1 protein-coding gene is annotated in these 522 nt (G+C 65.9%); it reads right to left on the reverse strand.

The window, feature by feature from the left end:
* Window positions 1-522, reverse strand: a 522-nt coding sequence (locus NM2_RS47025; protein WP_218026149.1) for a wax ester/triacylglycerol synthase domain-containing protein, incomplete at both ends; no start/stop codon positions are given.

The following is a 522-nucleotide window of genomic DNA, read 5'->3' on the forward strand; positions in this document are numbered from 1 at the left end:
ACCTTCGTGTAGACGGCTTGGCGTCCATCGGCGAGTCCCGAGATGAGGTGGCATTCCCACAGTGGGCGAGATCGCTCGAGCGGTTGAGCGTGACGGCGCGCGACGTAGTCGGCAAGGTCCTGATCGGTCGCGCCGTCGCGCAGTAGCACTTCGCGGACGTGGTAGCCAAGATCGACGGTCGCGCAGTCTTCCCAGTGCGGCTGGTCGAGACCGAGTGGGACGGTGCGCACTCGGCACCGTAGGGGTGCCACCAGGTGCAGTCGAGCGGCGAACAGTCGGCGTAGCGACATGATATCCATCGGGCCGCGCGGTGAATCGGCGGAGTCGAGGAGCATGAGCGCGCCGATATGCGGTGGCGTCGAGACCGATTCGCTGTCCAGCAGGTACAGGTCCAGTGCACTCAGTTGCCGTGGCTTTGCGAAGGTTGCCGCGTGCGGAATGGTCGTTGCCGAAGGGGGCGGTATCGCGCCTGCTCGGTGTGTGCCCAGTGCTTCACCCGGCGTCTCGATGCGCACGGTCGTG

The sequence above is a fragment of the Nocardia miyunensis NBRC 108239 genome (assembly GCF_001613065.1).
GTDB lineage: Bacteria > Actinomycetota > Actinomycetes > Mycobacteriales > Mycobacteriaceae > Nocardia > Nocardia miyunensis.